The 26,066-nt window shown below is 39.1% G+C and carries 23 protein-coding genes; 8 read left to right on the top strand and 15 right to left on the bottom strand.

The features are described from left to right. Nucleotides 1-103: 103 nt before the first annotated feature. The gene (locus IF202_RS10325; RefSeq protein WP_191594822.1) at nt 104-592 is read left to right on the top strand and encodes a YgjV family protein; all 489 of its coding nucleotides are present in this window, start codon (nt 104-106) and stop codon (nt 590-592) included. Nucleotides 593-783: 191 nt separating this feature from the next. Then, on the top strand, nt 784-2,757 hold the full coding sequence (locus tag IF202_RS10320) for a methyl-accepting chemotaxis protein (RefSeq protein WP_191594821.1): 1,974 nt from the start codon (nt 784-786) through the stop codon (nt 2,755-2,757). 106 nt (nt 2,758-2,863) lie between these two features. Here IF202_RS10320 and IF202_RS10315 read toward each other — a convergent pair whose 3' ends face one another. The 11 genes from IF202_RS10315 to IF202_RS10265 all read right to left on the bottom strand — a co-directional run bounded on the left by IF202_RS10315 (nt 2,864) and on the right by IF202_RS10265 (nt 16,880). After that, nucleotides 2,864-3,460, bottom strand: a complete 597-nt coding sequence (locus IF202_RS10315; RefSeq protein WP_191594820.1) for a DUF938 domain-containing protein — start codon at nt 3,458-3,460, stop codon at nt 2,864-2,866. A gap of 218 nt (nt 3,461-3,678) precedes the next feature. After that, nucleotides 3,679-4,086 (bottom strand): hypothetical protein, encoded by a 408-nt coding sequence (locus tag IF202_RS10310; protein ID WP_191594819.1) that lies wholly within the window; start codon nt 4,084-4,086, stop codon nt 3,679-3,681. Nucleotides 4,087-4,139: 53 nt separating this feature from the next. After that, nucleotides 4,140-4,547 (bottom strand): GFA family protein, encoded by a 408-nt coding sequence (locus tag IF202_RS10305; protein WP_191594818.1) that lies wholly within the window; start codon nt 4,545-4,547, stop codon nt 4,140-4,142. Nucleotides 4,548-4,847: 300 nt separating this feature from the next. Further along, nucleotides 4,848-5,786, bottom strand: coding sequence for a sensor domain-containing diguanylate cyclase (locus IF202_RS17710; RefSeq protein WP_191594817.1), 939 nt, complete (start codon nt 5,784-5,786; stop codon nt 4,848-4,850). Between the two features lie 215 nt (nt 5,787-6,001). After that, the gene (locus IF202_RS10295) at nt 6,002-7,693 is read right to left on the bottom strand and encodes a methyl-accepting chemotaxis protein (RefSeq protein WP_191594816.1); all 1,692 of its coding nucleotides are present in this window, start codon (nt 7,691-7,693) and stop codon (nt 6,002-6,004) included. A 292-nt stretch (nt 7,694-7,985) separates the two neighbouring features. After that, nucleotides 7,986-9,722 (bottom strand): amino acid ABC transporter ATP-binding/permease protein, encoded by a 1,737-nt coding sequence (locus tag IF202_RS10290; protein WP_235963457.1) that lies wholly within the window; start codon nt 9,720-9,722, stop codon nt 7,986-7,988. Further along, nucleotides 9,700-11,466 carry a thiol reductant ABC exporter subunit CydD gene (cydD, locus tag IF202_RS10285; RefSeq protein ID WP_191594815.1) on the bottom strand — a complete coding sequence of 589 codons (1,767 nt, stop codon included), beginning with the start codon at nt 11,464-11,466 and terminating at the stop codon, nt 9,700-9,702. Before cydD ends, IF202_RS10290 begins: the two co-directional genes overlap by 23 nt. A gap of 5 nt (nt 11,467-11,471) precedes the next feature. Then, complete coding sequence (cydX, locus tag IF202_RS10280; RefSeq protein WP_191594814.1) at nt 11,472-11,582, bottom strand: cytochrome bd-I oxidase subunit CydX; 111 nt, start codon at nt 11,580-11,582, stop codon at nt 11,472-11,474. A gap of 73 nt (nt 11,583-11,655) precedes the next feature. After that, the gene (gene cydB / locus IF202_RS10275; RefSeq protein WP_191594813.1) at nt 11,656-12,792 is read right to left on the bottom strand and encodes a cytochrome d ubiquinol oxidase subunit II; all 1,137 of its coding nucleotides are present in this window, start codon (nt 12,790-12,792) and stop codon (nt 11,656-11,658) included. Between the two features lies 1 nt (nt 12,793). After that, on the bottom strand, nt 12,794-14,368 hold the full coding sequence (locus IF202_RS10270; protein ID WP_191594812.1) for a cytochrome ubiquinol oxidase subunit I: 1,575 nt from the start codon (nt 14,366-14,368) through the stop codon (nt 12,794-12,796). A gap of 862 nt (nt 14,369-15,230) precedes the next feature. Then, nucleotides 15,231-16,880 carry an ankyrin repeat domain-containing protein gene (locus IF202_RS10265; protein ID WP_191594811.1) on the bottom strand — a complete coding sequence of 550 codons (1,650 nt, stop codon included), beginning with the start codon at nt 16,878-16,880 and terminating at the stop codon, nt 15,231-15,233. Between the two features lie 339 nt (nt 16,881-17,219). Here IF202_RS10265 and IF202_RS10260 point away from each other — a divergent pair, with 339 nt between their 5' ends. Then, entirely contained in the window at nt 17,220-17,825 is a 606-nt protein-coding gene (locus IF202_RS10260; protein WP_191594810.1) for a carboxymuconolactone decarboxylase family protein, read from the top strand. Nucleotides 17,826-17,941: 116 nt separating this feature from the next. Here the strand turns inward: IF202_RS10260 and IF202_RS10255 are convergent, their stop codons facing one another. Together IF202_RS10255 and arfB are read right to left on the bottom strand one after the other, a co-directional pair. Then, complete coding sequence (locus IF202_RS10255) at nt 17,942-18,130, bottom strand: DUF1289 domain-containing protein (protein WP_191594809.1); 189 nt, start codon at nt 18,128-18,130, stop codon at nt 17,942-17,944. A 19-nt stretch (nt 18,131-18,149) separates the two neighbouring features. Next, complete coding sequence (gene arfB / locus IF202_RS10250; protein ID WP_191594808.1) at nt 18,150-18,563, bottom strand: alternative ribosome rescue aminoacyl-tRNA hydrolase ArfB; 414 nt, start codon at nt 18,561-18,563, stop codon at nt 18,150-18,152. Between the two features lie 206 nt (nt 18,564-18,769). Between arfB and hisA the strand changes: the two genes are divergently transcribed. Beyond that, the gene (gene hisA / locus IF202_RS10245; protein ID WP_191594807.1) at nt 18,770-19,531 is read left to right on the top strand and encodes a phosphoribosylformimino-5-aminoimidazole carboxamide ribotide isomerase; all 762 of its coding nucleotides are present in this window, start codon (nt 18,770-18,772) and stop codon (nt 19,529-19,531) included. A gap of 229 nt (nt 19,532-19,760) precedes the next feature. After that, nucleotides 19,761-20,483, top strand: a complete 723-nt coding sequence (locus tag IF202_RS10240) for a hypothetical protein (RefSeq protein ID WP_191594806.1) — start codon at nt 19,761-19,763, stop codon at nt 20,481-20,483. Nucleotides 20,484-20,602: 119 nt separating this feature from the next. On the opposite strand, the gene IF202_RS10235 is transcribed toward IF202_RS10240, so the two are convergent. Next, the gene (locus IF202_RS10235) at nt 20,603-21,088 is read right to left on the bottom strand and encodes a hypothetical protein (RefSeq protein WP_191594805.1); all 486 of its coding nucleotides are present in this window, start codon (nt 21,086-21,088) and stop codon (nt 20,603-20,605) included. A gap of 242 nt (nt 21,089-21,330) precedes the next feature. Here IF202_RS10235 and IF202_RS10230 point away from each other — a divergent pair, with 242 nt between their 5' ends. Further along, entirely contained in the window at nt 21,331-22,689 is a 1,359-nt protein-coding gene (locus tag IF202_RS10230; RefSeq protein ID WP_191594804.1) for a sigma-54 interaction domain-containing protein, read from the top strand. Between the two features lie 98 nt (nt 22,690-22,787). On the opposite strand, the gene IF202_RS10225 is transcribed toward IF202_RS10230, so the two are convergent. Further along, complete coding sequence (locus tag IF202_RS10225) at nt 22,788-23,060, bottom strand: hypothetical protein (RefSeq protein ID WP_191594803.1); 273 nt, start codon at nt 23,058-23,060, stop codon at nt 22,788-22,790. Between the two features lie 491 nt (nt 23,061-23,551). Here IF202_RS10225 and hemG point away from each other — a divergent pair, with 491 nt between their 5' ends. After that, nucleotides 23,552-24,079: a menaquinone-dependent protoporphyrinogen IX dehydrogenase gene (gene hemG / locus IF202_RS10220; protein ID WP_191594802.1), complete on the top strand. Its 528-nt coding sequence runs from the start codon at nt 23,552-23,554 to the stop codon at nt 24,077-24,079. A gap of 49 nt (nt 24,080-24,128) precedes the next feature. Continuing rightward, nucleotides 24,129-25,997, top strand: a complete 1,869-nt coding sequence (locus tag IF202_RS10215) for a cation:proton antiporter domain-containing protein (protein WP_191594801.1) — start codon at nt 24,129-24,131, stop codon at nt 25,995-25,997. The last annotated feature ends 69 nt before the right edge of the window (nt 25,998-26,066 follow it).

The raw sequence follows: 26,066 nt of genomic DNA, 5'->3' as shown, positions 1-26,066 counted from the left end.
AGTACCATGTCGCATATAACTGCCTGCTTTTTCATTCCATCGTTACCATGAAAGGAGAAAATAGATTAATTCCATTATAATTAATCACTACAGGGAGTATTTTTTGGATCATTTCATCATTTCTCAAGCTCTCTTATGCGTCACTATAATTTTCGATATAGCCTCTTTCCAATTCAAAAGACGTAGAATCATATTGTTATGTTTTTTTGTCGCTGCCGCCTTTAATTCTGCCCACTTTTTCTTTTTACAACAGTGGACAGGTGCGGGGCTAATGGCAATAGGAAGCCTACGCTACTTAATAAGCATATTTATCACCTCTCAAAAAGCCGCTATTCCCTTTATGATGTTTGCTGTTGTCACTGCATTTTTTACTTACAGTGGAATCATAAGCATCTTAGCCTGTTCCGGTTCACTACTAAAAACAGTCGCGGCATTTTGTAGAAACGATAAACATCTACGTCAAATAATGATGCTGGGGACTGTATTTTGGATAGTACATAACGGTCTTGCGGAATCGCCCTTAGGCGTAGTAATGGAAGTGTTATTTTTGGCAAGTAATTTGGTTGGTTATTACCGATTTTATTATCGATGAACTTTAGGTTTGACGTTTTCAAACAAGCATTAATTAAAATTAATGTCTTACTATTTAAATTAAAATAGTAACAAATATTAACTTGAAGTAAGTAATTGGCCTATATACTCTATTTTAAGTATATAAATGAGCCTAAAATCATATTTTAAATTTATTTATAGATTTTCTTAAATCTTTTAAAGGTGCTTTAAATGAAAAGAATTTTATCAAAATATTTGTCAAAAGTATCCTTGTTACCGATCGCTGTATTATTACTGATTATGATATTGATGCTCGTCAACTCTGTTCGAGATTATAGTAGTGCCCGACATACCTATGACAACGCTAGGGTGGTTACTTTAACAAGCGCTTTGCTGCATGAACTACAAAAAGAACGTGGCATGACAGCTGGCTTTATTGGCTCTAGTGGTAAGCTATTCGGAAATGAAATTAAAGCGCAGCGATTGTTAGTCGATGAAAAAAATATTAATTTACAAAATTTCATTGAAGGCCATGATTTTAATGACTCTATTACGGCAGCTTTATCTGAATTCACAAACCACCTATCGTCACTAGACTCTATTCGAAATCAAATCAATTCACTGTCAATGACATTAGGCCAGGCCCTTTCTTATTACACCAAAGGCAACACTTTTTTATTACACTTCAACAGTGTACTGGCTCATTACGCCAGTGACCTTGAAAACCTGCAAAGACTCAGCACACTTTACAGTCTTGCCTTTACGAAAGAGCAGTCTGGCATTGAGCGGGCGGTATTGAGCGATGCCTTTGCAAAAAGTGAACTTACAGCAACGTCTTTCGACCGCTTTGCTGAACTGTTAACGAAGCAACATGTCTATTTTGAAGTGGCTGAAGATTTAACTGCACCAGACTTTGGCGCTCCATTAAAAGCCTTTAAAAATAGTTCTGAAAATAAAACGGTAGAAGAATTCCGTCAATATGTATTAGCAAGTCACGGAGCTTCATTAGATCGCAATGCAGCAGATTGGTTTGGTGCTGCGACACAACGAATCAATTTACTTAAAAGTACAGAAGACAGTCTGTTAGAAATGATTACGCAAAAAGCTGAATCATCTATTACTAAAAGCGTGTATTGGATGATTTTCTATGTAGTCTTTTTCTTATTCTGGATTGTATTTGCTTATATCGTTTACAGCATATTACAAGACAGACAAGCTCAATCCTCTTTGATAAAGCGCACTATGTCTCTTGTGGAAACAGATCATGACATCTCAAATAGCATTGATATTGTTAGCAGTGATGACTTAGGAGAAATTGCGACTCTTCTGAATAATACATTTAGCAGATTGCGAGTAGATTTCAGTGAGTTTCAGAAATATTCCTCTGATATTGCCGATGAAAGTAAATCAACTGCAACAACGACATTACAAAGTCAGAGCAGCCTAAAAGCACAGCAAGACAGTGTCGCCCGTTCGGCATCGTTAATTGAATCAGTATCAATAGGTATTACCGAGACAACGGAAGACATTAAAAAATCGGCTCATTATGCCCAAGAATCAAAAGCCAGTGCAGTTAATGGTGAAGATGTTGTTCAGCAAGCAGTGGATGGTATTAGAAAAACAGCCAGTGACATTGAAAAAGTAAACGATGAAGTAAATCGATTAAATAAAAATGTTGTCGATATTGTCGGTATGGTAGATGTGATTCATTCTGTTGCAGATCAAACAAACTTACTAGCACTGAATGCCGCGATTGAGGCAGCCAGAGCGGGTGAACAAGGACGAGGCTTTGCCGTAGTTGCAGATGAAGTTCGCACACTAGCCAAACGCACACAGGATTCGACACAGCAAATCTCGGCAATTATTGATGAATTAACCAAGAGTGCAGCAACGGCATCTGGCTTAATTAAAACAGGTAATGAGCAAGCTGCATCTTCTGTGACATTGGCTGAGAATGTTCATACGGTATTACATGATATTGTAGGGAACATGACTCAACTTGATGACGTTAATCAAACTGTTGCAGCCTCTGCAGAACAACAGCTACAAAGTATTCTTGATATTAGTAGCACCTCAAGAGAGATAGATGAGCACGCAGCAGAAAACAGCAAAGGCGCTGAGACCATTGCAAAATCAGCTACTCAGCTTTCTTCTATTGCAGACAATATGCTGAAAAAAATCCAGAAATACAAAGTGGACTCATAACAAATAAGCGTTTATCTGCTTTGTTCTAGACATAAAAAAACCGCTCTCATTAATTTGAAAGCGGTTTTTTTAAATTTCATTGCCACAAGCGAGAGTAATGAATAAGTTAAGCCACTTTCCATACGAGCAAAAAGTTATTTGCTGGCATTGAAATCTGCTCTACTAACTCCATACCCGCAGCCCATTCAATTAACTCTGCTAAATCACGAATGCCGCCACAGCCACTTTCTTTCAGGTGCTGATCAAACTCTCGATTACCTTCACTGGTGTATTTACCATTCACGTTCATTGGACCGTATTGACAAAACACAGCGCCGGACTTTAAATTCGATGCAACTGTTTCCATCATTAGTTGTGCGGCATCTCGCTGCATAATGTGAGTGGTATTCGCCGTAAATACACCATCAATATCTAAACTCGGCCAATCGTTTTTACCAAAATGAAACTCGATAGGTGAAACAATATTACTCAACTTCGCTTCAACCATCCAGGCCTGAATACTACCGTGATAATCAAGCATATCGCTTGTATTCCAAATTAAATGAGGTAAACGCTCAGCAAAAAACACAGCATGCTGACCTGTACCTGAACCTATTTCAAGCACGTTTTTACAATGCTCAAAATGCACCATAAGTTGCTCGATAATTGGCTGTTTATTTCTATCACAAGAAGGAGAGTAATCTTTTTCTATATTTCTTTTCATAGGCTATGTTCACCAAAAATATCAGATGGATGGAAAAATCGAGATAAACAATATGATACCTCCAATCTAGTTTCAAACGATCGAGTTAACATTTCCATTAAATGTTCTGCGCCACCTTCTTGACCATAGTTATTTGAATGGAAAATCATAAAACCATGATAGGAAATTTTAAAATAAAACACTTATTTTTTGGCCTGTTTAACCCTGACGAAATGAATTTATACGTCTATTACGCTCGCTGTAATGATTTTATTTAATCGGTGTTTTTTAGGGTAATTTATCACAAGTTCAAAATGATCCAATTCACTAAAAATCAGTTTGTAGTGGTTATTCGACAACTCAGTAACTGTAAGTAAATTATAGCTATTGTAGGGTGCCCTAAAGCCGTAACTACTGACAATTTTTTTTAGCTTATTTAGAACATAAACTTCACAAGTTTCTTCAAATGGGCAATCCCAACTTATGAATAAAAGAAAGTAATCTGCTAATTCGAATTGTTTATCAATTACGTAGCCAGAAATTTCAACTCCAAGCTCTTCACCACAATAATATAACGAAGACTTTAAAGGCCAGCTCTCATATTCACCATCATGTTTTTGCAGTGCAAACTTGTCAATTATATTCACAAACTACCTTTTCATATTAAATATCTAACCGCCTAAAGATATTATGAAAGGCCTTATTCAGGGAAGTATTCATAACTTTTAATATACACATCAGACTTTGACCAACAAGCTTTTTCGGATATAAAAATGTTTGCATGTAGCTCCTTCGTTAGTTCAGTTTTAACAGATCCCGCTGGTACAATTAGAGATGTTTTAGACTTGTTTACATAAGGAACAGCTGAACCACACGATTGACAAAAGGACTTTGCAAAATCCCGTTCCGGATGTTGGTAAATAGAAACTGATTCAGCACCTTTCACCCAAATAATGTTGTCTGGATGAGTAAATAAATTGGACGCAAATGCAGTACCTGTAAGTACTTGGCATTGCTTACAGTGACATTGATAGAAGGCTTTAAAATCATTTTTGACTTGATACTCGATTGCTCCACATAAGCAACCACCATTCACTTTATTACTCATATCTATAATCCCTACAGTCTTCTAACACCTCATCCACAGTCTATTAATTCTACTGTCGACATACTTATCCATTGATACTAAAAGACTTTTTATCTATCTATTAGTACGAATGGACAAGTTATTGCCTCTAATTAAAATAAGCTGCCTGCTCGACCATTTTTTAGGTTTAAAAGAAAGCTTTGGCTATTCTCTAGAATCTGGGAATAAGGTTTCAGTACAACAATGAAAGTAAGGGGAAGATAAACCTCTGGAAGGCTAAGAAACGCTTTAGTAGGGGTTATGATCTAACCCCCAAAGAGATCAATAAACAACTTTATTTCTTCCTGTTCGTTTTGCTTCGTACAACATACGATCTGCTTGAGCGATAATGTCGACTTCCGACATACTGGTTGTCGGAGTTATTTCCGTAAGCCCAATACTGACGGTAAGGTAATTAGATATATCATCGCTGTTAGGTATTTTTAAACTGTCTATCTTTTGCAGTAAATCATTCATCAATTTTAGTGAATGACTCATTAATGTGTCTCCCCACACCAGTATGAATTCTTCACCACCATATCGGGCACATAAATCACTTGGTCGTTTGACATAGGTTTGAAATAACGTACCTAAGGCGATTAAACATTCATCACCTTTTTGATGCCCATAAGTATCATTAAGCGTTTTAAAATGGTCTATGTCGATAATAGCTAAGCTTATTGGTTTTTTGAGCCGAGTACATCGTTGCCATTCATCTGCTAAAAACTCATCAAAGGCTCGTCTATTTGGTATGTTAATCAGCCCATCCATCTTTGCCAAAGACATAACCTTTTCTTCTGCTAATTTTCTGTCTGTAATATCTTGATGTGAAATCACAAAATAATTCAAACATTCAAGATGTAAGGGAGTAACACGCATGGTAAACCAGCGCTTTTCATTTGGGCTATGACAAGGATACTCAAAGTAAAAAGTGTCTTCACCCTCGCTTATAACACCTCTAATACCTTTCCCAGCCACACTACCAAACTCGTCCCCCATAGCGGCAGCGTTATCACATACGTCAAGATAATTCATTCCTATCCAGGTCTGACATGCATTCTGAGCGTTACTTGTTATTGAGGTGTCAGTACCGGAATTACTTTGACCAAATTGGGACCAACTTCTATTTACGTACTTAATCTCACCAAGTGGGTCAATAACAACAATACTCTCTGTAATTGCATCCAATACAAAGCTAAGAAATTCATACGATTGATCCACTAAAACGTCCTTTTCCTTTCTATAAAATAAAATATTCAATGACAACTGTAGACTATTAACTTGAATCGCTTTGTTATTTTTTATTACTGATCAAAAATCATCATCAGTTGGGGAAATTAAGAGGAAAAAGTTCTAAAATGAGAGGAAAGCGATAGGAATAACTGAGCAAAGTATCGCTTATGAAGGCCTAGCACCTTCACAAGCGATGACACATTTTACACTTTAAATTGTTGTATGCTTTCGTTCAATTCGTCAATACTGATCGCCATACTACCGTTAGCTTCAGAGCATTTTTGCGTGCCTTTTGTGGTGTTTATCGAGATTGTCTGGATATTCCCCACGCTGGCATTAATATCTTTGGCTACTTGAGACTGTTCTTCTACTGCCGCTGCAATTTGTATATTCAAATCAGAAATACTATTTACCGCATCAAATGCTTCATTAAATACAGTAACCGTTTCATTACTGTGTTTTAAACATTCTTCTGTTTTTTGATTACCAGCCAACATACTTGCAACAGCGTCTTTCGCACCCAATTGTAGTTTTTCGATTAACGTCTGAATACTCACCGTCGCTTCTTGAGAACGTTGGGCTAAGGTGCGAACTTCATCCGCTACAACGGCAAAACCTCGACCTGTTTCACCCGCTCGTGCGGCTTCAATTGCAGCGTTAAGTGCCAGTAAGTTAGTTTGTTCAGCAATACCTTGAATCGCTTCTAAAACAGTACCTATGTTGTCAGTTTCTTTGGCAAGTGCTTCTAAGTCATTAGAGGTTTTGGATACTTCCTCAGCCATTTCGCCGATGATTCGTTGCGTTGTAACAGCGCTATCTTTACCTTGTTCAACGCTGTTTTTTACTTGCTCAGCAATGCCTGACGCTTTCGCTGTATTTTGTGATATTTCTTCTGTTGCAAGGCTCATTTCTGTAATGGCATGAGTCACCATTTCTGTTTCATGGCCTTGCTCTTGTATGTTTTTCTCATTTTGATTCATTAAATCAACAGAGATTTTAGACAATTCTTGTAAGGAAACACTAGATGTCCCTACCTGAAGCATTGTTACAGCTAGTTTTTCTACGAACTTATCGAATGAACGAGAAACAGCCGCGATTTCATCTTTACCTGTTTTATTAAGACGTACAGTAAGATCACCATCACCATTTGACACATCTTCAAGTTGGTTTTTCAATTCAATAATAGGTTTAGTAATTGTTCGACCAATCAATGTGCCTAAAAATATAGAAAGTAAAATCGATACAAGCAAGCCTACCGTAATCATATAAACAGCATTTATTTCATATTCTTCTGCATGTTTTGCAGAAGTCGCCGTAAACGCTTGGAGTTGATGTAAAGCATCTAATAATTCATGATCAAATTCTGTTTGATGTTTTTCAAGTAAATGAATAGCATCGATATTCTCTAGCAATTCACCTTTTTCGATCTTACCCATAACATCCACTGTTTTTTGACTTAGAGTAGTGTAATGTTCCTCTATTACTTTCAATACTTGACTAAAATCGGAAAACTTTTCTTTAGTGAACTCCGTTTTTGCATTTTGCATTGCATCTTTAACCAATGCATTCGCTTCATGTAACTCTTTTCCAATGTTTGAAGATAATTCTTTAGATATTTGAATTTCATTCAGTACAGTTTCCTGCTTTCCTTTGCCAACTAATATCAAGCTGGCTTCAAAAGCACCTCTCTCAAAAGAAATAACTTGCTGTAGCTGGTGTTCTGTTACCTTTGTAAGCATGTTTGCTAATGGAACATCAATCTCTGCAATATCGACAATTTCTTTGCCTATATTTTTCATCTGCGACAAAGCCATCCAGCCAAGTGACACAATCACTATAATTTGAGTCAACGTTAATACAGATATTTTATGTGATATTTTTAGGTTACTAAGCATTGAAATCTCTCTGTTATCATTTTTTAATTTTTCATATCAAAAACAGTATAGAAAACAACGGTTAATAACAGTTTTGTAAAGTATAAGAAATGTGTTCATTGCGTGTGCTTTTGTTAAAAACAGCTCTTAAAATAACAATTCACAAAGATTCGGTACGTATAAGACTTGACCTACTGAAAAACATCATAAATCGAGACAAAAACCTTTTAACAAACCCTTTTTCTCTATAAAAAGTATTGAACCACAAGAAAAAACTCCTCTTAGAAATTACTGGAAAGGAGACGTCATGTATTTAAAGTTCAATAATTCGAGCCCCAATACCTAACTGGCTTTCTACGTGACTAACTAAAACCAAGATATCAGGCTTATACTCGTTTTGAAGTGAAGAACAGATATGTTCAATAGTTGCTTTGTCTAGGCCATCAAAAGGTTCATCCAATAAGAGAATACCTGAAGACCTTAATAATAAACGGGCTAAAGCAAGACGTTTGCGCTGTCCACCAGATAAGTTTCGCCCTTGCGAACTAAGTAAAGTATCCAACCCATTAGGAAGATTTTGAACCCAGTCCGCGAGTACAACAGCGTCTAATGCGGACCAAAGTTCACTGTCTGTGGCGTTTGAGTTACCAAGACGTAAGTTCGCGCCGATGCTTTGCTGGAAAATGTACGGAGACTGAGGCAAGTAGCTTATTTTGTTTTGGTAGGCTTGGTTGCCGTATAAGTCTTGTTTTTCATCGTTGATGAAGGCATCACCTGATGACAAGCAATCCCCTGCTATCGCGGCTAATAAAGTGGATTTTCCTGAGCCACTTTCGCCACGAATCCACACTCGATCACCAGATTCAATCAGTAAATCTAAAGCCGTGTTTCCCATTTCACTGGAAGCATGAAAACCACGCCAATGAGTAAACGCCATTTTGATAACCTGCTCAGAGTCATTCTTAGCGTGAATCTCAGCCTGTTGTTCTCGAATAGGTGGCTCTTGAATAAGAGGTTCTTGATGCAGCTGATTCAAACGACGTAAACCCACTTGAGATTGACCTTGTGCGACGAACGATTGCACCAAAGGCAACACCAGTTCATTGATGGCTAACAAGGATAAAACATAGCCAATCATCCAGGTGCCTTTTACGCCATCAATCAAGAGCCACTGCCCTGCTTCCCCGCTGAAAGAACCGATTAAATAAAAGCTGCAGGCTAATAATGCAATGGTGACACCATAGGCGAGTAATCGTCCGAGGCTGACCGCTTGTTGAATAAGAATTTCGGATTTACGTTGTCGTTCGTCCAGTTGTTCAAGGCGTTCTGCGTAGTCTTTCCAATGACCACGAATGGTCAAGGTAATCAGCGCAGAAAACAAACTGACAAAACGACTACGACGATGAACCCCTAGAATTTGCCCGACGTGAACAGCATGACTCGCAAAACGTCCGCAAATATAAGGCACAATAAAAACATGAAAAACGCCAGCAATAGCCAACGGCCAAAGCAACGCGGGTAAGATGAAGTAGGCGAAAATCGCGACAGCGACGTAGCTTAATAACGCGTAAATCCAAGGCAGGAAAACCACCAAAGGCCAGCGAATGATTTGATCAAGGTCACTGACGAGACGCTGTAATAAATCGCCTCGGCTTTGTTCATGCAAGTTGGCGGAATCTTTTGCGACTCGCTGATCCCAAACCCAAAGACGCAAGATACGTAATAAACCCAATAGATGGTTATGCGCTGTTACCTGTTCACCATAACGACCCGATGTACGAAGAATCGCTAAACCACGCACGATTGCACCCGGTGTTAAATAGTTGAAGACTAACCCCACGCCCATTGCAGTGGCTAAGCCAGCTGCAGAAATAAACCAACCAGAAAGTCCTAATAAGGCAACGCCAGCTAAGCTCGCAAGAACGCCAATCAAAACCGGAATAACAAAACCCCAAGGGTTTGCTAGCAAAAGGCCTTTAAGCGTGAGCTTTGCACTTTTATTAAATGGCGACTTATTCATTGATCTCTTATTGATTAATGAATGGCTCATTCAAACCTCCTTTTGTTAACGTCCAATGTTTATCGGCCCACGTGATTGGATGAGTATCATGACTGACGATTAACAAGGTTTTCCCTCGGGATACAGACTCTAACGTATCGAGTACGGCTTCTGCGGTGTCGTTATCTAAACCAGAGCAAGGTTCATCCAATAACCAAACATCGGTTTTTGATAATAACGCCCGCGCAATAGAAAGACGCTGCATTTGTCCGCCTGATAATCCAGAGCCTAACTCAGTCAGCTTGGTATCTAACCCTTCTGGTAACACTTGAATAAAATCATCGCATTGGCTTTTTTCTAATGCTTGCTGCAAGGCTTCGTCGGTTGGCGTTTGACTACCTTCAAGACCTAGGAGCAAGTTACGGCGAATACTGCCGTTCACCCACTCTGGAGTTTGCGGTAACCAAGCCAGTTTTGAACGCCAATCGGATAAGTCAATGTTTTGAAAGGCTTGGCCATTAATGAAAAGCTGACCTTGGTAGTCTTCTTCAAAACCGAGTAAGAGATGCAACAAACTGGATTTTCCGATACCCGATTCACCACTCAACCAGACTCGTTCACCTTGAGCAATTTGAGCGGTAATGGGTGCAAGGCGATGATGTCCTGATTCGGTCCAACTCAGTTGATGAAAGCCAATAAACGCTTCTTTCTCTACCACCTCAGACTCTATTAATTCAGACATGACAGATTCTGCTGTTTGAATTGTCGTATCAGACAGAGTTGTATTAAGTATTTCTAGCAAATCGGTTGCGGCGGCTTCTGCCTTTTGTTTGGCGTGGTAATCATTGCCAAGCTGACGCAGAGGCAAATAAAATTCAGGCGCAAGTAACAAAAGAAACATGGCTTGCGTCAATGTAACGGGCGACTCGCCGACTTGCCAAGGTAACACTTCCAACAAACCTAAGCCGAGGTACAAGGCAATCATGGCAATAGAAAGGGAAGCAAATAATTCAAGTGTGGCGGTGGATAAGAAGGCAAGAATCAACACACTCATGGTTGTTTTTTGATACGCGCTGGCACTGTCCGACAAACGGTCTCTGGCTTCTTGGGTTTTGTTGAGACGTTTTAATTCCGCTAAACCTTGGCTCAAATCCATGAATTGATTGGATAACATGGCTAAAACACTGAACTGACGACGATTCGCTTGTGCGGCTTTATGACCCACAAAGATCATAAAAACAATCACCAAGGGCGCGGTCATCATGAAAACAAAAAAGGTAATCCAAGAAATAGAAACAACGGACAGTAAAATAACGCAGGGAAGTAATGTCACCATAAACACTTGTGGTTTATAGCGACTGAAGAAATCGTCTAACGCATCTATTTGTTCATAAACACGAGTAGAAAGCGCCGCATCTTCTTCTATTCTTAACCGAGCTGGGCCCAGTTTCGTAAGATGCGACACCAATTCACTGCGCAAACCATAACGGATGTCACGGCTTGCGCTGGCGCAAATGCGCTCTCGTCCAAAATTAGAAAGAGCACGTAATAGCAGAGCAAATAAACCAATAACCAAAAGAGACAAGGAAAAAGACTGGTGTAACGCCATGTCCGAAAACACATTCGCTAATGCCCATGCTTGCAACACGAGCGATACCGCGAACAACACACCAAAGCCTTGGGCAAGTCGATATTTTGAAGATTGCTGGTCGGCTAATTCACCTAAAAATGTCGCCTCAGATGTTTTTACGCGTCCAGCTCGACGTGCCTTTTTTGCTTCATTGCTCTTTGTCATTTAGTTTACTTTTGCTCCTCTTCACCTTCATAACCACTAAAGTCTAACCAAACGGCATTGATAATACCGAAAGAACAGGCCAATAAAACGCCAAGAACCCAAGCGAAATACCACATATTTTATTCCTCCAAGATAGACCTCAATGAGCCCTATCTACGTATATTATTGATTAAAATAGATCGTTATTGATTAATACAATGAATGCGTATTTTCTTCCACATGCTTCTTGGTCAAACGACCATACATGACGAAGTAGCTCCACAAGGTATAAAGCAAAACGATAGGAACAAAAATACAAGCGACGACAAACATGATCATCATGGTGTTATGGCTTGAAGTCGCATCCCAAATAGTCAAACTCATGCTTGGAAAGCTTGAAGAAGGCATCAAGAATGGGAACATAGAACCACCCGCAGTTACTATGATGCCAGCAATACCTAATGATGAACTTAAGAAAGACAGCGCGCCTTTTTTCATCACTGCGGTTAATGCCGCGAACAACATACCAACAATGCCAATAACGGGAGCCAGGATAAGCGCAGGGAATTTGTCATAGTTTGCTAACCATGCACCAGGCTGAACTTCTGCTGTTTTCATTAACGGTGTCATTGCTTCGTTGCCATTAATCACACTGGTCAATACATAACCATCGATACCGTAAGCCAACCAAACACCTGCAACAATGAATAACACTGCCGCTGCTGTGCCTGTTACTGCTGTTGCGGTGCAGGCTTTACGATGCAAGTCTGAATCTGTTTTCATTTGTAACCAAGCACCACCTTGTGTCATTAGCATCATCAAGCTAACCAGACCACAAAGAATACCAAATGGATTCAACAAACCGAAAAAGGAACCGGTATAGGTTGAACGCAAATATTGATCAAATTCAAATGGAACGCCTTGCAACAGGTTACCAAACGCTACACCGAAAATAATTGGTGGTACAGCGGAACCAAATACAATGCCCCAGTCCCATGAATTACGCCATTTTGAGTTTTCTAATTTTGAGCGGTAATCAAAGCCGATTGGACGGAAGAACAAAGCCGCCAACACCAGCATCATCGCAAAATAGAAACCAGAGAAAGACGTCGCATACACAACAGGCCAAGCAGCAAACAAAGCACCACCCGCTGTAATAAACCAAACTTGGTTGCCATCCCAATGGGGAGCAATCGAGTTGATCATGATTCGACGTTCAGAATCTGTGCCACCAATGACTTTTAATAAACTACCAACGCCCATGTCAAAGCCGTCAGTCACAGAGAAACCAATCAGTAGAACACCGATCAATACCCACCAAATTACTTTTAATAATTCGTAATCCATTTTATACCTCCTGCTTTAACTGAGCAGTTTCTTGTTCAAGTGCATAACGACCGGTGTGCAAGCTAGAAGGTCCCTGCTTCGCAAAACGAATCATCAAGTACATTTCAGCGATCAAGAACGCTGTATACAAGACAGTGAAGCCAATGATTGTTATCCAGATTTCAGTGGCTGTTAAGCTAGATACTGCAACGTGCACTGGTAAAATTTCACCAATCGCCCACGGTTGACGACCATATTCAGCGACGAACCAACCCGCTTCATTGGCAATCCAAGGAAGTGGTAAGCAGATAACGATGAATTTAAGAAACAATGGACTTTGTCCGATACGACGACGCGCATTTTGGTAAAACGCCGCAGCGAAAACAAACAGCATAACGAAACCACAACCCACCATGATACGGAAAGCAAAGAACAAAGGCGCAACTTGTGGAATCGAGTATTCCACGGCCATGTCGATGTCTTCTGAAGAGACTCGGTTAATGTCTTCATTAAAAGCAGTGACTAACAAACCGTAGCCAAGATCGTCTTTTACTTTCTCGAAGTTTTCTTTAACGATTGGATCAGTTGAACCATTACGCAATTTTTCAAGTAACTGATTCGCATAAATACCATTGATAATACGTTGGCGATTATGTGCTTTCAGCTCCTGAATACCTTCCACTTCTGTGTCGAGGGAACGTGTTGCTATTAACCCCATCAACCCGGGAATTTTGATCGCATATTCGGTTTCTTCCAGCTCTTGGTTTGGAAAGCCAATCAAGGTGAAATCTGCAGGCGCTTCCTGAGTTTCCCATTCAGCTTCTATCGCTGCCAATTTCACTTTTTGAACTTCGCCTAGCTCGTAACCTGATTCATCACCCAAAAGGATAACACTCAAGATAGACGCTAAACCAAACGCAGAAGCAATGGCAAAAGAACGGCGAGCAAACGCAAGATCGCGGCCTTTCAATAAGTAGTAGCTTGAAATAACCAGAACGAACATGGCACCTGTTGTGTAACCCGCAGACACAGTGTGAACAAATTTCACCTGAGCTACTGGATTAAGAATCAAGGCACCAAAATCTACTAATTCCATACGCATGGTTTCGTAGTTGAATTCTGAACCTACTGGATTTTGCATCCAGCCATTGGCAATCAAAATCCACAAGGCAGATAAATTAGAGCCTAGCGCTACACCCCATGTCACCATCAAATGCTTTACTTTGCTTAATCGATCCCAACCAAAAAAGAACAAACCAACGAGTGTCGATTCCAGGAAGAAAGCCATCAAACCTTCGATGGCCAAAGGTGCACCAAAAATATCGCCTACATAGTGAGAATAGTAAGACCAGTTTGTTCCGAACTGGAACTCCATCGTCAAACCAGTCGTCACACCTAACGCAAAGTTAATACCAAACAATTTGCCCCAAAACTTCACCATGTCTTTGTAGACTTGCTTGCCAGTAATCACATAAACCGATTCCATGATTGCAAGTAAGAACGCCATCCCAAGAGTTAAAGGGACGAACAAATAGTGGTACATAACCGTTAGAGCAAACTGAAACCGCGATAATTCCACTACAGCTTCGTTAATCATATGACTTCAACCCATTCATTTGACTGGAAAAAAGACGCTTGCAGACACTTCCCTTTCTTGAGTGTTCTTATTATCTAACGTCCACCGAAGCCTCAAACGACTTGAGGCTACTATAAGGTCAGATTATGAGTGCAGTTTGATTCGAAAACATTGCGTTAGATCAAGATAAAGGGAGTGAAAGAAATAAGCAGGAAAAAAGAATCGAAAATATATAGGAAGAATACTAATGCTAGAGTAAAAAATAGAGCGAAAGATAAACCTTGTTATAAAAACTACGGAGGTTTTCGTTCCATGGCATTTTGTACTAGGTCAGCCTTTTACTCGTTCGTAGAGTTTTAACAGTTGAAGATATCGTCTAAGGAACATGCGAATAAGCCCCACTCACGAGATAATTCATCCTTAATCTTCGAGTCTCATCATGTCACATCAACTTGCCCTTGAATTCAAGTCCGAATGCGAACTCAACAATAAACGCCCTAAAACACTTACAGAAACCTTCCTAACTTGAATGAATGAGTTAATACCTCGAGCTCACTTAGAAGCCTTGATTGAATCATCTCATCCGAAAGCAGGAAACAGAAGGCTTGAAGCAAATAGCTTAGAAAAAGAAAATAGCCGCCCAAAATAGAATACGTAAAAGCCACTAAATAAGATTATTTAGTGGTAAGGAATATATAAAACGCGCAGCTTTATTGTTGTTAAGGCGTTTTTCCGAAATAAAAGATAAATCACTCCTTAGATCTCACCTTGCTCGCAGCTTCATTAGTTACTCAGTACTGAGTAAAATTTCATTTTAATAACTGAAAAAAAATACCTGTAAAACCATAAGTGCAGGTGTCACATTTCTAACACATTATGAGGTTTAATACGCACCTTCATCTGACAAATAACCAATAAGTAAATAGTCTTCTTTATGTAAGGCATAATCTAAGGCGGTATCATCTTCATGGTCTGCTAGATTAATATCAGCTCCTTCTTCAACTAAGTATTTAACTATATCAAAATTTCCATGCCAAACAGCTAAATGCAACATACTAACTCCGTCAACACTACGCTGGGCATTTATGCTGATTGACGAATCATCTATATACAATTGAGCTAAATCGTTCATGCCTCTCTTCAACGCATTCTCATAACGATTTAAATGATCATCCAGCACTGCTACTCTGTTTTTCTTTAAGGCGGACACCAAAATTGAATCAAAGTTATCTGCATTATTCATATAATCAGAAATGGTGAAAATAAGAGAATTTTTGATATCCTTGTTATTAATAGGAAGTGCAAAAAACATTGCTTTTTCAGCATCAGAGTTTTTTCTATAATCTATATATAGATTTGTATAAATACGTGATAAATAATATTTTATGGTATCAGTAGAAAGGTCAGTATCACTGCTATTTAAACGTTCAAGAAGCGATATAGCTTCACTGTACACACCATTTTTTATCATGAGATCAGCATAATCACCAAGTGCATCTGATGCCATTGATAAATTTTTTATAGACCCTGAGTTGAAATAAGCCTCAATATTTTCATGTAATACCTTTATGAACTTATCCCCTTGATTTTTTACCATAAAATAATCTAGGGGATAATTCTCTACATCGAGACCTATTCTTTGTTGTTGAAGAAACGTCAATGATTGAGAATTACCTTTTTTCGCAAGATCTCTTAATGTATTAATTGAAATATCATAATACTTAAAACCTTCTTTTGTCGTTGACGAACGCCACACATTCATTGAACTTTGAATTAATTCCTGATCATAAAACTCAGAGGTTTCACCCATTTTTTTTGCTAATAAGAAGTAATCTGTGGCCTTTTTATCGTCTACAGGTACACCAAATCCATGATGATATATATTACCCAATATATTATTACTGTCCGCAGAACCTAGATTGGCAGCTTTTTCAAAATACTTTCTCGCCACTTTGTAATCTACAAGGCCATATTTATCAAAATAATGTAACTGCCCTAGATTGTAGTTTACATAGGCATTACCACTATCACTGACTCTTTTTAACAACTCGACAGCTTTACCAAAGTCTTTCCTAGGGTAATTATTATTAGAACTAAATAATAAAATTGCTTTTTCATTTATTGCTAAAATCTTACCAGTTTGCATACTCAGGTCTAGCCAATAGTCGACTTCATCCCAGTTTTCATCATCTATATAATACATTGCAAGAACATAAGCTGCATGTTTAAAGCCTAGTTCATAACTTCTTTTATAATATGAATAAAATAACTCACGATATTCTTCAGAATCAGTATCTACGGTTTTCTTGTCATAAGAGCGGCCAAGACCGTACAAGACTTTGAAATTATTGGGGTCATCTTTAGCAGCTTTTTCACAAACAGGAATCGATTTTTCCCAATTGATATTATCAAAATCAACAGCCTTACCTTCATCAGCATAGTTGAAGTGAGCAGTCATATTAATACAATCTACTGAAGAAGAAGCCAATACTATTTTCGGAAGCAATATTAAAAGAAGTAATAATTTTTTCATTCTATTCTAGCCATATTTTTTCTAATAATTATTTTTATAATGCGATAATAATAAAACAGTGTCAATTCTGATATGCCATCCTAATTTAGTGATTTTTATTACTAATAATTTAGTATAACTATTCATCAGAGTTATTCGTTAAACTTTATAAGAGATTTTATAAAATCTAGTTCCAGCCGTCTTTTTTTAAAGATACTGACAATGAAGGTGTCGCAGACTTTGACACGAATGACTTTTTACTTAGTGATGTCTGTAGCGTGAATATTTACTGTCACAACGAACCCTCATTGATGTATGGTTTTATTCAATCCATTAACCCACTTTAAAATAGGATGAATCATGACGTGGATAAATACTGTTGCTTATGAAGCGGCAACTGGAAAACTAAAAAAACTCTATGACCGTGTGAAAGGCCCTGATAACAACGTCGATAACATCATGCTGGCTCACAGCCTTAGACCGCACAGCATGGAAGGTCATATGGCGATTTATAAAAACGTCATTCATCATTCGGGCAATAAAACGGATAAGTGGTTACTGGAAGCCTGTGGTGTGTATGTCAGCCATCTTAATGGCTGTCATTATTGTTTCGAGCATCATTTTGCAGGCATGAAGCGTCTATTAAAAAATGATGAACGCAGTGAGAAGATTAAAGAAGCTATCATTCATGATGCACCACAAGAAGCCTTCGAGGGTTCACAGTTGGCGATTATGCACTACGCCAGAAAGTTGACAATGACACCAGCGAATATGGTGCGTGACGATGTTACGGCATTACAAGAAGCAGGCATTGATGACGGTGAAATATTAGAAATAAATCAAGTGGTCAGTTACTTTTCTTATGCCAACCGAACGGTGCTTGGTTTAGGAGTTAATACAGTTGATGACATTATTGGTCTATCGCCCAATAATTCAGATGATCCAGACAACTGGAACCATACCTAATTGTTAAAACTAAAGAGGATACCGTAGAACAAAGTCAATTTCACGAGCGAGGCCAAACGACAGTATCGAGCAACGGGGATTGACTTTGTGATGGAAAAATCAGGAATACTGGAAGATTAAACTTTAAAATCTTGTTTGCGTTGTTGAGCGGAAGATAGGATGTCTATTTTTTCTTCATTGCTGGAAGCTTGCCAGTTTAGGATATCGTTTAACGTACGGAAACAGCCAACACACACATCGGCTTCGTTTAACGTGCAATGGCGAGTACAAGGGCTTTTTATTATTTCATCAGAGCTCGGTATCATTGATTTCCCCTCCATAAAACTAGTCCCAATTACTACGCCTTAGGCTTTTTTTCTGACCTTGTTGTTTTTTCTGGTCTACCCGTTTCCGTTGAGAAGAACGTGTGGGCTTGGTTGCTCGACGTGTTTTCTGCATTCGAGTGGCATCTTGAATCAAGGCCTTTAGACGGGCTAAAGCATCTTCACGATTCAACTCTTGGGTTCTGTGTTGTTGCGCTTTAATCACTATGTCGCCGTCTTTCGTTAGGCGCGAGTCTTTTAGTTCTAACAATCTTTCTTTGTAAGATGCTGGCAGTGAAGAATTTGTTACGTTGAATCTAAGGTGGATTGCTGACGACACCTTATTCACGTTTTGTCCACCAGCACCTTGCGCACGAATGGCCGTTAATTCAATTTCGTGATCAGGAATGGAAACAGCAACAGTAATTTGTAACATAGGTAAAGTTTTACAATTCTATTATGAGATGAACGACCGATTATAACAGGCTTGCCATAGGTTTACTTTGTCTCTGACTTTATAGGCATCGTTTCTAGGGTATTTATGGGCTATATTGCTTTTTTGGTTTTTCAGTTATGATTATTTTCGTATGATTTTTTATAGATGGTTTTCCATTTCATTTTTAGACTCATTAGGAGCGCTTAGTGACTCAGTTTCGTCCTTGTATCGATTTACATCAAGGCAAGGTTAAACAGATTGTAGGTGGTAGCTTGAATGATAAAGGCGCTACAGAAAACTTCATCAGCGAATACAATGCAGAATATTATGCAGGACTGTATCGTGATCAAGGCCTTATTGGTGGCCATGTTATTGCTTTAGGAAAAGGCAATGAAGAAGAAGTACTGAGTGCCCTACGCACCTACCCTAATGGGTTACAGTTTGGCGGTGGTGTAAAACAAAGCAATGCTGAAAGCTATTTAAAAGCTGGGGCTTCTCACGTAATTGTTACCTCTTACTTGTTTAAAAATGGTGAGTTCTCGTGGGATCGTTTAGATAAAATCAAACGTGAGACAGGAACAGATCGCTTGGTATTAGACTTAAGCTGTCGGCGTACAGCCGATGGTTGGTATATCGCAACAGATCGCTGGCAAACCGTTACCTCTACACAGGTAAACCATGAAAATCTAATGGAATTAGCCGATCATTGTGATGAGTTTCTTATTCACGCTGCGGATGTTGAAGGCTTGCAAGCAGGTATCGACGAAGATTTGGTGCATTTACTGGGTCAAAGCAGCCCTGTTGGCGTCACTTATGCAGGGGGAGCTCGCTCATTAGATGACCTAAAGCGCGTCCATGAATTGTCCGACGGAAAAGTTGATTTAACCATTGGCAGTGCGTTAGATATTTTTGGAGGCAAAGGCGTCACATTAGACGAATGTATTTTGTGGAATCAGTCACAAAATTAATACGTCTTATTTTGGCATTTCCTCCTTACAAAAGTCATGAATAATAGCGTCTCAGACTGATTTGGCGCTATTGTTCAATCTTTACAATTTCTTTAATAGCATACTGTGGGTTATGGTCAAACCTGCGGCTCGACATCATTCCCACCATACCGCATACTTAACCTACTACTTTATACTTGTCTTACTTTGACTTTATTTTTTAACATTTTCTTAACTACAGGACTGTTTAATGTCTTTATTCCGTACCGGCCTTTTACTTGCAACGCTTATGTTAAGCGCCTGCTCGATGCCTATTCTAGATCAATATTTAAAACCTCAGACTGAAGATGAGCTTGCTTCTGCAAACGCTGAATCTGCAAAAAACATTGAAACGTTGAAAGCAGAATCTTTTAAAGATATCGAAACTCAATACAATACACAAAAAGCGCTTGCTGAAAGCAATTACACTGAACTTAAAAAACGTGTAGGCACCGCTGATGCACCACCAAAAACAACAATTTCAGCAGACCAAAGTACAAAAGAAATTGAATCAACAATGCAACGTATACGCAGCTATACCAGTAAGACCAATACAGATATTGCATCATTAGACTCAAGAGTGGCTGAACGCCAAAAAATGGCAGTCAAGGGTGACTTGATTCGTATTTTCTTATCCGAAGCGACAGTTACTCATGATGACTCAACCTATAAGGCTCAACCGTTAGTCGGGGAATGGGTTCGTGGCGAAGCTCGTGTGATTCGCTTGAAAGATAATATTCTATTTGAAAGTCCAAGATCAGAAGACTTGCTGATTACATTTTCAGAAACCTATCAGCTAATTGTAAATGAAGAAGTGATTGCAACGGTTAACCCGAACAAAGAAAAGAACAGTGCCAGCTTTAGTGTGAACACACAAAACAATTCAGGCTCTATTATTGGTACTCTAGATTACCGAATTAGCAGTAAGAAATAGCAAGTCCTACTGTACGCGAGCCACCTTCCATACATACTTTTAGTAAAAACCTAAGCGTCCAGAAAACTCGAGACGCTTAGGTTTTTTAAATTCGAAATTCCTATTTTGATTTTTACTTATTACACTAATCTGGCTGCTTTACGACGGTTTTGAGTGCTATCCAGCACAACCTGAATTCGAGCTAGATAATCAATAATCATGTTAGCAAACAAACGATCATCCAGTTTATGCACTAACCGCCCGATACGTTTTATTACTTGCCAATTAACCATCATTACGCGGTTTGAAAAATACTTATCCGACGCATTAAGCGCAGACAAATACGCAATCGCAATATAGCCAGGCTCAGGATTCATAGTGCCTGTATCTTGTGGTAACTTTCCTAAGCTTGTCAGTAAGCGCTCTGCTAATCCACGATACAGAAGCGATACGGTTTGAAAGACTTGTTGATCTAATGTATTTCGGACTCTCTTACGAGAAGTGGAATTTGCAAAACTACCATCAAAACACATAGAGAGCATGTCACATACGATATGTGAATCAGGATGCTGATACGGCTCTTTTTTGCAGCGCATATTTGATCCTAAATAGCTTTTATTCGTCATTATATTTGCCTCAACATTTCTCTTAGGAAACTCTGACACTCCAACCTAAACATATACAGTCTAGTACATGAACTTTAGTACGCACTCTTTAAATATCTCACTACATAATACAGACAGCTTTGTGCAAATAAGGATGATTAAAACCGTGCTTACTGAAAAGTCACCTCACCAACCCTATAACAAGCTACCAGCGTGTGATCTTATGAGCCTACAAATTCTAAGATCACATGTGGAAAACGATAATGACCTCACCCAAGCTATTTATGCATGTTCAAGATCCATTATTAGCTTCGAACTTACTTTCCCTTAACAGCGTTCGACAATATGAGCTGAATATCAGCCATCAATACGAAAATTGGCTAGACCAACTCACCACTACAAAATGTGATGTGGCTTTAGTCGAAATCAATTCATTAGATGATGCGGCATTGAAGGAGCTAATCAATAGCCCTGCTTTGCATCAAATAGAGTTTCTGTTCTTTAGTACGGGCGAACCTGACCCAATATTAGATCGCTTAATGAAAAAGGGGGCAGGCTTCCACTACCGTGCTCCGTACAATTTAAAGTTGATCGAATCTTCGCTTGAAGATTTGTTTGCTGAGTTAAATCTCTCTCAATACTTAACGGGTACAAAAACAAGTACGCAAACCAGTTATTTAGATCAATTTGGGTTATTAGTTGGCTCCTCATCTGCTATGCATCATTTATACCGAACGATACGAAAAGTTGCAGTTACCAAAGCCAATGCACTTATTATTGGCGAAAGCGGCACGGGTAAAGAACTCATTGCTAATACTTTGCATGTTTTCAGCCAAAGAGCTGAAAGCCCTTTTGTTGCCATAAACTGTGGCGCCCTAAGCCCTGAGTTAATCGACAGTGAATTATTTGGCCATATTAAAGGTGCTTTTACTGGCGCCCATAAAGATCATCAAGGTGTTTTTGAACAAGCTGAAGGTGGAACGCTCTTCTTAGATGAAGTCACCGAAATGCCTTACGAACATCAAGTCAAATTATTAAGAGTGCTCGAAAGTGGTGAGTACAAACCTGTCGGTGCACCACAAGTAAAAATCGCCAATGTACGCATTATCGCCGCAACCAACCGTATACCAAGCGACGCCATTCGCGATGAGATTTTGCGTGAAGACTTGTATTTTCGCTTAGCCCAATTCCCTATATTGGTTCCAAATCTAAAAGACAGAGAAGGTGATGCTTGCGGTCTCGCCCAACACTTTTTAGCCTATCGCAATACTCAAGATGGACAACACAAACAACTCTCCGCCAGCAGCCTCGATAAAATCAACCACTATCATTGGCCTGGTAATGTACGAGAATTGAAACACGCTATCGAACGAGCTTATATTATGGCTGATGAGACCATTCAACCTGAGCACATCATTATCAATACAATGAACCGTACCAACGAAGACAAAACAGCCGGAATCCCAATGGGAATGCGTTTAGATGACATTGAAAAAATTGTTATTCTTAAAACCCTAAAGAAAAACAATGGCAATAGAACCGATACTGCTCATCAGCTTGGTATTAGTGTTAAGACGCTGTACAACAAACTAGATAAGTACGAAAGTGTTCACCTGTTATAAAGCAAAACCGTTACTGGCTACTAGGTTATCAATAGTGGTTTTCGATTAGTGCAGTAATCGAAAACCACTTACTAGTAATCACTTATAACAAGCGATGATTAGCAGTCTGTGTCAGTAGCGTCAACGCCTTCTTTGATGTCTTCACAAGTATCTTCTATTGCATTACCTGCGTCTGTCATTGTGTCTTCAATAGAATTACCTGCATCATTTAATGCTTCACCAGCGCTATCCATAGTTTGCTCTACCGTATCGCCAGCGCTAGACATTGCATCTTCTACTTTGCTGTCATCAGATTCTTGACCACAAGCGGCCAATGTACCAGCAGTAACAAGAACCAAAGTTGCATTTAAAAGGGTACGTTTAATATTCATAGTAGTAATCTCCATTTAATTTCCATTGTCGTTTAAGACCTAAAGTCTTGGCACTGTATGTTCGTATATATCCAGCTTACCAAGTACTCAATACAATAATTTAAACAGTGTATTTTCTGTGTGTTTATTGATTTCAATAAATACAATGCTAAGCCTATGCCAACTCTTTAAATAAACATAAACCATTGATATAAAATGATAAAATAAATATCATCATCTTTTCCAGACTATGAAAAATAATCTATCAGGTAGTTTTTACAACATGGCTAGGTAACAGTTACCGTAGAATAATTGTAAAGGCGCAAACAATAAGAACACCTTCTAATAAAGAGCCATTTATCTACAAGTATTCTCCTTTGGGTAACAAGCAAACAGAAACGAACTTTGACACTAACTCCTTGAATGTTTATAACAAGAACCTCTTTCAACGATTCCCTTGAATACACTATTCTTTTGAACTAAATACACTGAGGCAGCACTCCTGAATCACTATGTCTAAGACTTTGATTATTTACTCAACTACAGATGGCCACACCATAAAAATAAGCCAGAAGATTCAAGCTAATATCGAACAGCAAGGTAGCAGCGTCACTTTGCTGTCTATTGAAGAAACTAGTGTGAATGTGTTGAATGCCCATGACAAAATAGTCATCGGTGCCAGCATTCGCTATGGCAAACATCAGAAACAAGTTGCTGACTTTATTACCAGTAATAAAGCTCTACTTGAAAGCAAACCGAGTGCATTTTTCACAGTCAATTTAGTTGCTAGAAAACCCGAAAAATGCCAACCAGACACGAATCCTTACATCATTAAATTTTTGGCTGAACTAGAATGGACACCAAGCTTACAAGGTGTTTTTGCAGGTAAATTACACTATGCAAAATACGGTTTTCTTGACCGTAATATGATTCGCTTTATCATGTGGATGACCAAAGGCCCAACAGACAAAAAAACCAATATTGAATTTACCAACTGGGAAAGTGTTAGCCAATTCTCACAAGCGATTAACAAGCTGTAATCAGATTCTTACTTATCGATTTTCATAGCCTCTTTAAGGACAAAAACGAATGACCGACGCACTTTTATTAACCTTTATTTTTCTGGTTGCTGGAGTCATATCTGTTCCTATTGCATCCCGCCTTGGCTTAGGCTCGGTACTGGGTTATTTACTCGCTGGTATCATCATCAGCCCACTACTAACAATTTTAGATGTAGACATTAATTCCCTTCAGCATTTCGCCGAACTAGGCGTGGTCCTGATGTTGTTTTTAGTTGGCTTAGAATTGAATCCCAAAAAGCTATGGGCATTAAAATCTAAACTCATTGGACTGGGTGGCGGGCAGGTTATTCTTACCGCTGCATTTGTGATGGGCTTGGGCATTTTATTTGACCAAGAATGGCGAACAAGCCTTGCGGTTGGTTTGGTACTGGCGCTCTCCTCCACTGCTATTGTGATTCAAACACTAACAGAAAAAGGCTTGATGAAATCAGACGGTGGTCAATCTTCTTTTGCCGTGCTACTCGCTCAAGACATTGTCGTTATACCTATGTTGGCGTTTATTCCTCTATTAGCAGCCCCTGAGCTTATTGATGCGTTAAATCATTCTGCAGTAGAAGCAGGAAGCCACTCAGAGACAGTTTCATTTTTATCTGGCTTAGAATCTTGGCAAGTTACCTTAGTCACCATAGGTGCCGTTGCCATAGTTGTACTTGGTGGCAGTTTTCTAACCACGCCTATTTTCCGCTACATTGCTGTCGCTCAGTTGAGAGAGTTATTCACGGCCACTGCATTGATGTTTGTTATCGGCACCACACTATTAATGTCATTCGTTGGACTTTCGCCTGCATTAGGAACCTTTTTAGCTGGGGTGGTTTTAGCTAACTCCCCTTATCGTCACGAATTAGAAAGTGACATTGCGCCTTTTAAAGGTTTGCTACTTGGCTTGTTTTTTATGACTGTGGGTGCAGGTATTAACTTTGCACTCTTGTTCAGCGATTTTCTTTTTATCGTTGGACTGACTGTCGCTTTAATTTTGGTTAAAGCGTTTACCCTGTTATTACTTGGCCGAATCTTTAATATTCGTGGCTCTAACCGTTGGTTGTTTGCTCTCAGTCTGGCTCAAGCAGGTGAATTTGGTTTTGTATTACTGTCTTTCACGGTTAGTAACGCCGTACTCTCACAGGAAGTTGCAGACGTTTTACTTCTCGTTGTCGCCCTTTCAATGCTACTAACACCTTTACTGTTCATTCTTTATGATCGTGTTGTCGCACCTCGATTTGCAGCGGACCAACCCTCTAGTAATTTTGATGATGTTCCAGACGATAATAAAATTATTATTGCGGGATCTGGACGAGTCGGAACCACTATTGATCATATTTTACGTCTAGCAAATTTCAACTCTACGGTTATTGACTTCAATGTAAAACGACTCATGGCATTAGAACGCTTTGGTGTGAAAAATTACTTTGGTGATGCCACACGCCCTGACCTATTGCACGCTGCAGGCATAGATGAAGCTTCACTGTTAATTATCGCAATAGATGATCCTGAGCAAATCACGAAATTGGTTAAATATGTGACGGAGAACTATCCGGACTTACACGTTATTGCTCGAGCCTTCGACAACAATCATGTATACGATTTATGGTCTTATGGGTGTCGCGATATTATTCGTGAGAACTACGATAGTAGTTTACGTATGGGGCGTTCGGCTTTTCAAGCACTGGGCTTTTCAGATAAGAAGGCTGAAAAGATGATCGAAGTATTCAACGAACACGATAAAATAGCTATGGTTGACGTGGCAGACGCACATCAACTTGGAGTCCCTTCTCACGAAAACGAAATATTCATTAAACGTGTCCGTAAATACCTTGAAGAAAAGAATCCACAGTTAAAAGTGAAGATGAAAAAGATCCAAGAAGATGCAGACGAATAATGCTCAGGTCTCAAACAAAAAACACAATTTTTTTGTACTAGTTTGTTATCAATGTAATCCAACATAGGA

Origin of the sequence: Marinomonas colpomeniae, from assembly GCF_014803385.1 — a bacterium.
In the GTDB taxonomy this organism is placed as follows: domain Bacteria; phylum Pseudomonadota; class Gammaproteobacteria; order Pseudomonadales; family Marinomonadaceae; genus Marinomonas; species Marinomonas colpomeniae.
The sequence above is the reverse complement of the archived record's forward strand: the minus strand, read 5'-3'. Positions and strand labels throughout refer to the sequence as shown.